The sequence below is a fragment of the Streptomyces triticisoli genome (genome assembly GCF_003270085.1).
Classification (GTDB): Bacteria; Actinomycetota; Actinomycetes; order Streptomycetales; family Streptomycetaceae; genus Streptomyces; species Streptomyces triticisoli.
This window is the reverse complement of record NZ_QFDQ01000233.1, coordinates 25,237-33,952: the sequence shown is the minus strand read 5'-3', so window position 1 is coordinate 33,952 and position 8,716 is coordinate 25,237. Positions and strand designations below refer to the sequence as shown.

The window sequence follows — 8,716 nt, the reverse complement described above, 5'->3', positions numbered from 1 at the left end:
CCGTCGCCTTCACGGGCCGCTGACCGGCCCGTGAAGGCGACGGGCCGCCCCGCCCCCGCACCCGGCGGCGCTCGCGTCCTCAGACCGAAGCGCGCAGCGCCGCCTTGTCGACCTTGCCGACCGGGGTGCGGGGGAACTCCGCGACGGCCACCACCCGGTCCGGGATCTTGTACGTTGCCAGCCCCCGCTCCCGCAGGTAGGACTTGACCGCGGCCGGCGCCACCGGCTCCTCGCGGAAGACGACGAAGGCGACGCACCGCTCGCCCAGCACCGGGTCGGCCACGCCGACCACCGCCGCGTCCCGGACCGCGGCATGGGTGAGCAGGTGCTCCTCGACCTCCTCGGCGGGAACCTTCTCACCGGCGCGGTTCACGATGTCCTTGATGCGCCCCACCACGACGATGTTTCCGTCGGGCCGCCGGCGCACCATGTCCCCGGTGCGGAAATACCCCTCTGGGGTGAAAGCGTGCCGGTTCTGCTCCTCGGCCCGGTAGTAGCCGCGGATCGTGTACGGTCCGCGCACCAGCAGCTCGCCCTCAGTGCCGTCGGGCACGGGCCGGCCCTCCGCGTCGACGACGAGGATCTCGTCGTGCTCGGCCAGCGGCCGCCCCTCCGTGCCGACGACGACCTCCTCCGGGTCGTCCAGCCGCGTGTACGTGAGCAGCCCTTCCCCCACTCCGAACCACTGCGTCAGCCCCGCGCCGAGGCCGGGGCCGACGTCCGCGGCCCGCCCCGTGTCGAACTTCGAACTCCCCACTTGGAGCAGCAGGTCCGGGAAGCGCGCCCCTGACTTGCGGGCGGCGTCGATCCAGAGCCGCACCACGGGCGGCACCAGCGTCGTCAGCGTCACCCGCTCCCGCTCCAGCAGCGCGAACACGTCGTCCGGCCGAACGCTGGACGTCAGCACCGCGGTGCCGCCGACGAGCAGCGCGCCCAGCACCCCCGGGCAGCCCAGCGCCGAGTTGTGGCCGACCGGGTTGACGGCCAGGTACACGCCGTTCTCGTCGAACCGCAGCGCCTCGGCCGTGGCCCGCATGTTGTACGCGTAGTCGTCGTGGGTCCGGGGGATCAGCTTCGGCAGGCCGGTCGTCCCGCCGGACAGCAGGAAGAGCGCCGGCTCGCTCGGATCGACCTCCGGCAGGTGGCGCCCCGGCAGGTACAGGTCCGTCAGCGCGGTGAACTCCTCGGCCTCGCCCACGACCACCACGTGCTTCAGCGCGGGCACCTCGGCCAGCACCTCACGAGCCAGCGCCCGGTGGTCGAACCCCTTCATCTCGTCGGCCACCACCAGACCGACCGCCCCCGAGTGCGCGCACAGGTGGGTGAGTTCGACCTTGCGGTGCCCCGGCAGCGCCATGACGGGGATCGCCCCGATCCGCAGCAACGCGAAGACCACCACGATGAACTCCGGCACGTTGGGCAGCTGGACGACGACACGGTCCAGCCGCCCGATGCCGCGGTCCAGCAGACCGCCCGCGACCGCCGACGACTGCTCGGACAGCTCGGCGTACGTCATCCGCCGCTCGTCGCACACGAGCGCGGTCTTGGCGGCGTACCGGGCGCACGTCTCGTCCAGCAGGTCGCCCAGGGGCCGTCCCTGCCAGTATCCCTTGCGGCGGTAGAGCGCTGCCAGTTCCTCGGGCCAGGGCACACAACCTTCGAGCATCGCTTCCCTCCAACGGGGATCGACGGACCTGACGACATGGCGCTTTCACACCATCGCCCCAGGGTGACCGAGCCCCTGAGGGCGCGAGAGAACGGCGACAGGGACACGAAAGGACCAGGCGCGGGGCGCCGGAAGAACCACGCAGAGGGCCAGCGCGGGCGGCCGGCGGGGCGCCGGGAAGGGTCCGCGCGGGGACTCGCGCAGGGTGTCGGCGAGACACCGCGAAAGACCCTGCACAGGTCCCGTACGGGCGGTCGGCGGAGCATCGCGAAGCGCCCGAGCCGCCACCCTCTCCGCACGCTCTGTCGCACTCCTTTCGCGCCGTTCGCCGGGGCGCCGACGAGCGGCTAGCTTCGGTGGCCGGCCCAGTGCCCTCGTACCGCTGTACCGAGAGGACGGAGTCAGCGAGTGCCCACCGTTCCGGAGTTGTTCGAGTCCGTCGTGGCACGCGCGAGTGAGAACCCCGCGGTGGTGTTCGGCGACCGCGTCGTGTCCTACACCGAGTTGAACGCCCGCGCCAACCGTCTCGCGCGGGCCCTGGTCGAGCGCGGGGTCGGCCCCGACACCACCGTGGCTGTCGCGATGCCGAAGGGCGACGAGCTGGTGGTCGTCCTGCTGGCCGTCCTCAAGGCCGGCGGTGCCTACCTCCCGCTGGACCCGCAGTACCCCGCCCAGCGGCTCGCGCACATGGTCACCGACGCCCGGCCCGTGCTGCTGGTCCGGCCCGAGCACGGCCGGCTCGACCTCGGCGTGCCGATTCCCGAACTCATGGTGGACGCCCCCGACGTTGTACGCGAGACCGCGGCGCGGCCCGGCCACGACCTGACCGACCGGTGCCGCAACGCCCCCCTCGACCCGCGGCACCTGATGTACGTCATCTACACCTCGGGCTCGACGGGGATGCCCAAGGGCGTCGCCGTGACGCACGTCGGCGTCGCCGACCTCGTGGCCGCCCAGGCCGCGTCCCTCGCCCCCCGGCCCGGCGACCGCGTGCTCCAGTGGGCGTCCATCAGCTTCGACGCCGCCTTCTGGGACTGGTCAGCGGCTCTGCTCTCCGGTGCCACGCTCGTCATGGCCCCGGCCGAGGAACTGCTGCCCGGCCCGCCGCTGCACGCCACGCTCCGCCGCCACGCCGTCACCCACGCCACGCTGCCACCGGTCGCGCTGAGCGTGACCGACGCCGAGGGCGTGCTCATCGGCGGCACGGTGATGTCCACCGGCGACGCGTGCACCCGCGCCCTGGCGGCTAAGTGGTCGCAGGGGCGCCGCATGTTCAACGGCTACGGGCCGACCGAGACCACCGTCGGCTCCACCCTTGCCGGCCCCGTCGACCCCGCCGACGAGATCACCATCGGCGAGCCGTGGTCCGGCAACGGCGTGTACGTCCTCGACGAACACCTCCGCCCGGTCCCGGACGGCGTCGACGGCGAGCTGTACCTCGTCGGCAACGGCCTCGCTCGCGGCTACCTGAACCGGCCCGGGCTGACCGCGACCCGCTTCGTACCCGACCCCTTCGGCCCACCGGGCAGCCGCGTGTACCGCTCCGGCGACCGCGGTCGCCGCCGCACGGACGGGCAGCTGGTGTTCTCCAGCCGCGGCGACGACCAGGTGAAGATCCGCGGCTTCCGCGTCGAACTCGGCGAGGTCGAGGCCCGGCTGGCGGCCCACCCGGTGGTGGACGTGGCCGCGGTGACGGTGGTCGGCGACCTCGCGGGCGCCCGCCTCGCCGCCTGGGTCAGCACTGTCGACGGCGTCGAGGTGTCCGGCGCCGAGTTGCGCGCCCACGCGGCGGAGACTCTGCCCGAGCACATGGTGCCGTCGTCGGTCCACCGGCTCCCGCGGCTCCCGGTCACCGCCAACGGCAAGATCGACCGCGCGGCGCTGCGGCAGCTCGCCGAGTCGGCGGAGAGGTCCGACGGCGAGCCGGCCGCAGCCGACCCCGGCGGCGACTCCGTGGAGAACACGGTGTGCCGGCTGGCCCGGGAGATCCTGGGCGTGCCCGACATCGTGCCGGGCGACAACTTCTTCAAGCTCGGCGGGCATTCGGTGCTGGCGACCCGGCTCGCCGGCCGGCTCCGCGACGAACTGGGGGTCACTGTGCCGATGCGGGCGGTCTTCGAGTCGGGCACGCTGTCCGACCTCGCCGCCGCCGTACGGACGACGGGCGCCTCCGCCCCCCGCCGACGCCGCTGACCCGGCGCGAGACCCCACACCACGGCCCACCCCACCCCACCCGCTGCCCGCAGCCCGAAGGAGACGTCGTGTACGACCCGGCCCGCGGATTCCCTCAGGTGGTCGTCGAACTCGCCTATGCCGACCCCGACCACGCCGTCGACTGGCTCGTCCACGCCTTCGGGTTCCGGCTGCTCCTCAAGCAGCCGGCGTCGGGGAGCATCCACCACGCCGACCTCGACACGGGCGGCGGGGTCGTGATGGTCCGGCGCACCGGGGAACGCCACACTGGCGCCTGCGCCGGCGACCACACCTGCAAGCAGGTCATCGTGTGGGTGCCCGACGTGGACGCCCACTTCACGCACGCCGAGGCGGCGGGCGCCCACATCGTACAGCCCCCGACGGACAAACCGTGGGGACTGCGGCAGTACCTGGTCCGAGACCCCGAAGGCCACCTGTGGGAGTTCACCCGGCACCTGCGGGACGTACCGCCGGGGGAGTGGGGCGCGGTGGCCACGGCCTGCCTCATCCCGGCATGGCACACGACTCCCGAGCTGGAGGAAGCACAGTGACCATGGACCCCACCTTGGCCACTCGCCCGGGGCTCGTCGTGCCCACGCCTCACACCGCGCCCGCCTTCGCCTCGGCGCGCCCTAGGGCCGCCGGCCCGCGGCCCGCGACGATGGCGGGACCGTCCTCGCCGTCGCAGGACACCCTGGACCGCGGGTTCGTCCGGGTGGCACAGCGCCACCCGGACGCCGTCGCCGTCCAGGAGGTGCGCGGCGAACTGAGCTTCGGCAAAGCGGAGTTGTGGTCCACTCGGCTGGCGTCGATGCTGATGCACGCCGACCTCCAGCTCGGCGATCCGGTGATTATCCACTGCGACGACCACCGGCAGGCGCTGCTGGCCCAGCTGGCCGTCCTGAAGGCGGGAGGCGTGTGCGTGCCGGCCGCGTACGGCCTCGGCCTCCCGGAACTCCGCGCGATCGGCGCGGTCAGCGCCGCCTCGACCGTCCTGTGCAGCAGTTCCACGCGCGAGACGTGGGCACGCCGGCACACCACGCTGGCCCTGGACCACCCGGAGACCTGGCGGCGGATCACCACGCACCGTCTGGAACCGGCGCTCCCCCTCTCGCACCCCGCGGAAGCCGCCTACATGCTGGTCGCCCACGGCGGGCCCGGCGGCCCGACCGGGCACTTGGTCGACCACCGCGCCTGGCGGCTCGCCGTCGCCGAGCGGATCCGGACGGCGGGCCCCGCCCCCCGCCGGGTCTTCGTGGCGGGCCCCCCGGCAAGCCCGGCCGCCCTGTCCGCGATGTGGTGGGCCTTCGCCGGTGGGGCGTCGCTGCGCGCGATGCCGACCGCCGGAGTACCGGCGGAACGCGACGGCACGCTGTCCGCTGCCGTCTGCAGTCCCGAGGAGTACGAGGCCCTCGTGGACGCCCTCCCCATCCGCCCGCGCCTCGTCCAGCTCGTCGGCGGCCCCGTGCCCGCCGGCCTCGTCACCCGGCACTTCACGGCCCTGCCGGGCACCCGGCTGCGCGCCGACCTCGCCCCCACGGACGGCGTCCTGCCCTGGACCACCCGCGAGTTCACCCCCACGGGGAAGGAACCGTCCCCGCGCGCGCTCGGTACCCCGGTGTCCCAGGTCCAGGTGCGCGTCGTGGACGACCGGGGCGGACCGCAGACGGCCGAACAGCCCGGCGAACTGTGCGCCACCGGCCCTGCACTTCCCTTCAGCACCGTCCGCATACCCGGCCACACGACCCCCGTATGGGAAGAGGCCCCCCTCCTGCGCTCCGGCCTCTCCGCCCGCCGCTACCCCGACGGCACCCTCAAACTGGCGGATCCACCGGCACCGACGGCCTGACCCTCGACGGCTGGACGACGAGGTCGCCTTCGAGACCAAGGTGGCCATGGCCAAAGCGATGGTCCGCCGCGCCATCACGGACAAGATCCCGTTTCGCTGGGTGACCGCGGATGCCGCCTACGGGTTCAGCAAAGGCTGACAGAGAGGGCGGTCGGTGTCGGTGAACGTCGGCTTGCCGACCTGGCGTTGCAGGACCGGCAGCTGGTGCCGCAGGGCGAGGGTCTCGATGTCCTTGTCCCGGTCGCTCATCGGCAGCAGACGCAGCAGGGCGAAGGCGCTGGTGGCGGCGGGGTGGGCCAGGCGCAGCAGCACGAGAGATCATGATGCCGTCCGCATTGGTCCGCGGGAAGACAACAAAAGGCCGGCGTGCGCGGCTCGCCGTTGGGCAATCAAGGCCGTGACCTGCGCGGATGATGTATCGGCACCGGCAATGTCGAACTGCGCGCACTCGGCATCGCTGTCCCGGTCACCGGGCCCGACGGCCAGGTGGTCGCGTCGCTGGGGGGGGCATTCCGTCGGAGGGAGCGGTCCCGGGTGAGCACATCCCTGTTCTGCTGGCGGGTGTCCGGGGGATCGCCCGGGCACTTCAGGCACCCCGGCCTGTGCGGACGCGTATGACGAAGTATCTGGCCGAATGACCCGCACGGGCCGCGGTGCGGAACTTTCGGAAACTCAGCTCTGACAGCGGTCGGCCACCGGAGCCGGAACTCCGGTGGCCGTACCGTCCTTTCCATGACGTCACATGAGCGAGCGTGCGATTACGATGCGCTGGATCTGGTTGGTCCCCTCATAGATCTGGGTGACCTTGGCGTCGCGCATCATCCGCTCGACCGGGAAGTCGCGGACATAACCAGAGCCGCCGAGGAGTTGGACGGCGTCGGTCGTCACGCGCATGGCCGTGTCCGAGGCGAAGCACTTGGCCACCGCACCGGCGGTGGTGCTGTCCCCGCCGTGCGCGTCGAGTTCGCGGGCCGCGGCGTAGGTCAGCTGGCGCGCGGCGCGGATCTGCGTCTCCATGTCGGCCACCATGAACTGCAGGCCCTGGAACTCCGCCAACGGCCTGCCGAACTGCTTGCGTTCCTTGAGGTACGCGGTCGCGCAGTCCAGCGCGCCCTGGGCGATGCCGACGGCCTGCGCGGCGACGGTCGCGCGGGTACGGTCCAGGGTGGCGAGCGCCAACCTCATGCCCCGGCCAGGTTCGTCCACCATACGCTCAGCGGGGACAAACACGTCGTCGAGGTAGATCTCCCTGGTGGGCGACCCCTTCAGGCCCATCTTCTTCTCCGGGACCCCGAAGGACAGCCCGGAGTCGGTGGCCTCCACGACGAACGCCGTCAGTCCGCGGGTGCCCTTCGCCGGATCGACGGAGGCGAACACGACGTAGGCGTCGGCCCGCCCGGCATTGGTGATCCACCGCTTGGTGCCGCTGAGCACCCAACCGCCATCTACCGCCCTCGCCCGCGTGGAGACAGCGGCGACGTCCGAGCCCGCCTCGGGTTCCGACAGGGCGAAGGCGCCCAGCCACTCCCCCGAGGCGATCCGCGGCAGATACCGCTGCCTGTTCTCCTCGGATCCGCCGATGAGCAGAGGGAGGGAGAAGAGCTCGTTGGCGCCCATCACCTGCTGGGTGGTGGCGCACGCGCGGGCGACTTCCTCAGCCACCACCACGCCGGCCAGATGGTCGCCGCCCTCGCCGCCGTAGGCCTCCGGGAGGGTGACGCAGTGCATCCGCGCCTCCACGAGTGCCTTCAGTGAGGTCTCGGGGAAGGCGCCCTGCTCGTCCACCTCGGATGAGTGGGGCGCGACCTGGTCCTCGCAGAGTTCCCGGACGACCGTACGCAACGCGACGTGGTCGTCTCCCAGTCCGTGCGTCGGAAGCTGCTTCGCAAGGCTCATGCCGCACCGCCCAGACCGAGCGCGTTCTCCTTGAGGATCAGCGGCTTGGCCTCCTCGAGCAGTGGGTCGGAGCAACGCAGACGGATGCCTCGCCCTCCCGGCAGTCCTGTGCCGATGCCGGTCTGGCCGGTGTGGAAGAGGGCGATGGCGCCCAGTTCCTCCACCGCCTGACCCCGCTCGAGGGAATGGACGAAATCCGCTCCCCGCGTCGGAGGGTCGGGCTCGACGGGGGCGGTGCTCACACCGCCTCGCCGGTGGACTCCGCATCGGGGCGGCGGCCCCGCTTGGCCTGCTGGATCAGCTCGTAGACGTGGCCACGCAGCTCGGCGAACCGCGTCATGGAGCGTGTCGAGAGCTGGTCCCGCTCGTCAGGCAGGTCGATCGCGACGTCCTCCATGATGACGGTCGGCCGGTTCGACAGGACGAGGACGCGCTGCCCGAGGTAGACCGACTCATCGATGTCGTGGGTGACGAAGAGGACGGTGACCCCGAGACGGCGCCACAGCTCCCGGACGAGGTCCTCGAGCTCGGCCCGGGTCTGTGCGTCGACCGCGGCGAACGGCTCGTCCATGATGAGGATGTGCGGTTCATAGGCGACGGCCCGGGCGATCGCGACGCGCTGCTGCATACCGCCGGAGAGTTGCCACGGGTGCGCGCGGTGGACGTCCGCGAGGCCGACGGCGGCGAGGGCCTCGGTGACGAGGCGCTTCCGCTCGGCGACGGGCACCTTCCTCTCCTTGAGCGGGAGCTCGACGTTCTGCCAGACGGTCATCCAGGGGAAGAGGCTGCGGCCGTACTCCTGGAAGACGACGGCCATGCCCTTGGGCGGGCCGGTCACGAGCTCGCCCTCGAGCCGGATCTCGCCGTCGGTGGCGTCGAGCAGGCCGGCGATGCACTTGAGCAGCGTCGTCTTGCCCGCGCCGGACGGGCCGACGATGCAGGTCAGCTCGCCGGGCGCAATCGTGAATGTCAGGTTGCGGATCGCCTCCACGGCGCCGCCGCCGGATCGGTAGACCTTGCGCAGGCCGCGGACGTCGAGGATGGGCTGGGGCGTCTCGTCACGGCGGGCGCCGGTGGCGTCCGTCGCGGGGGCGGTCGGCGTGCTCGTCATG

General features: G+C 72.4%; 7 protein-coding genes and 2 pseudogenes. 4 read left to right on the top strand and 5 right to left on the bottom strand.

The annotated features are described in order from the left end of the window. Positions 1-79: 79 nt before the first annotated feature. Entirely contained in the window at positions 80-1,666 is a 1,587-nt protein-coding gene (locus tag DEP02_RS28250; RefSeq protein ID WP_112470508.1) for a (2,3-dihydroxybenzoyl)adenylate synthase, read from the bottom strand. A 408-nt stretch (positions 1,667-2,074) separates the two neighbouring features. Here DEP02_RS28250 and DEP02_RS28245 point away from each other — a divergent pair, with 408 nt between their 5' ends. From DEP02_RS28245 to DEP02_RS28230, 4 genes and pseudogenes are all read left to right on the top strand, one after another. Further along, entirely contained in the window at positions 2,075-3,859 is a 1,785-nt protein-coding gene (locus tag DEP02_RS28245; protein ID WP_112470507.1) for a non-ribosomal peptide synthetase, read from the top strand. A 68-nt stretch (positions 3,860-3,927) separates the two neighbouring features. Next, positions 3,928-4,410, top strand: coding sequence for a VOC family protein (locus tag DEP02_RS33725; RefSeq protein WP_157977564.1), 483 nt, complete (start codon positions 3,928-3,930; stop codon positions 4,408-4,410). A gap of 2 nt (positions 4,411-4,412) precedes the next feature. Continuing rightward, positions 4,413-5,708, top strand: coding sequence for a class I adenylate-forming enzyme family protein (locus DEP02_RS28235; protein WP_157977563.1), 1,296 nt, complete (start codon positions 4,413-4,415; stop codon positions 5,706-5,708). A 4-nt stretch (positions 5,709-5,712) separates the two neighbouring features. Then, positions 5,713-5,844, top strand: a pseudogene (locus tag DEP02_RS28230) (IS701 family transposase); the annotation flags it as partial. Here DEP02_RS28230 and DEP02_RS28225 read toward each other — a convergent pair. From DEP02_RS28225 to DEP02_RS28210, 4 genes and pseudogenes are all read right to left on the bottom strand, one after another. Beyond that, on the bottom strand, positions 5,826-6,020 hold the full coding sequence (locus DEP02_RS28225) for a hypothetical protein (RefSeq protein ID WP_198668627.1): 195 nt from the start codon (positions 6,018-6,020) through the stop codon (positions 5,826-5,828). The pseudogene DEP02_RS28230 and the gene DEP02_RS28225 sit on opposite strands and share 19 nt — an antisense overlap. Before the next feature lie 426 nt (positions 6,021-6,446). Continuing rightward, on the bottom strand, positions 6,447-7,604 hold the full coding sequence (locus DEP02_RS28220; protein WP_112470504.1) for an acyl-CoA dehydrogenase family protein: 1,158 nt from the start codon (positions 7,602-7,604) through the stop codon (positions 6,447-6,449). Between the two features lie 56 nt (positions 7,605-7,660). Beyond that, a pseudogene (locus DEP02_RS28215) lies at positions 7,661-7,756 on the bottom strand (4-hydroxyphenyl-beta-ketoacyl-CoA hydrolase); the annotation flags it as partial. 86 nt (positions 7,757-7,842) lie between these two features. Next, entirely contained in the window at positions 7,843-8,715 is an 873-nt protein-coding gene (locus tag DEP02_RS28210) for an ABC transporter ATP-binding protein (protein ID WP_112470503.1), read from the bottom strand. Between the last annotated feature and the right edge of the window lies 1 nt (position 8,716).